The 449-nt window shown below is 40.1% G+C and carries 1 pseudogene; it reads left to right on the top strand.

The features are described from left to right. Positions 1-449: pseudogene (locus AC1DDK_RS26140) on the top strand (exopolysaccharide transport family protein); the annotation flags it as partial.

The following is a 449-nucleotide window of genomic DNA, read 5'->3' as shown; positions in this document are numbered from 1 at the left end:
ATGGTTCCTTTTGATGCAGGGATTCAGAATTATGAACGTGATGCGGAACTGGCTACCAAAGATTACATGAACTCTTTGGATACCTATAACCAAAACAGGACTGGGCAGAATGTTGCCTTGAAACTGCAATTGGCACAGTTAGGATTGCCTGGTTTACCTCTTGCCTCTAAAGGCATAGTATATATAGCGCTTTCTTACATAGCTAGTTTGTTCCTGTGCTTTACCTGGATTTTAACGATGTTCCTTTTGGACCGCAGTATAATGGATTCAAAACAACTTGCGCAGGCAACCCAGTCAGCGGTTTTAGGTTCGGTTCCATACCTGTCATATTCAGATATTAACATCAGGGAGTTATGGAAGAGCAAAGAGAATGATCCTGAGTTTTTATCTTTTAAAAACCTTTTACGGTCATTACGTTTTGAGATTTCTGACGCCTTGAAAAAGAACAA

This window comes from Pedobacter sp. 05T44 (genome assembly GCF_056395985.1).
This window is presented reverse-complemented; position numbering and strand designations above follow the sequence as displayed.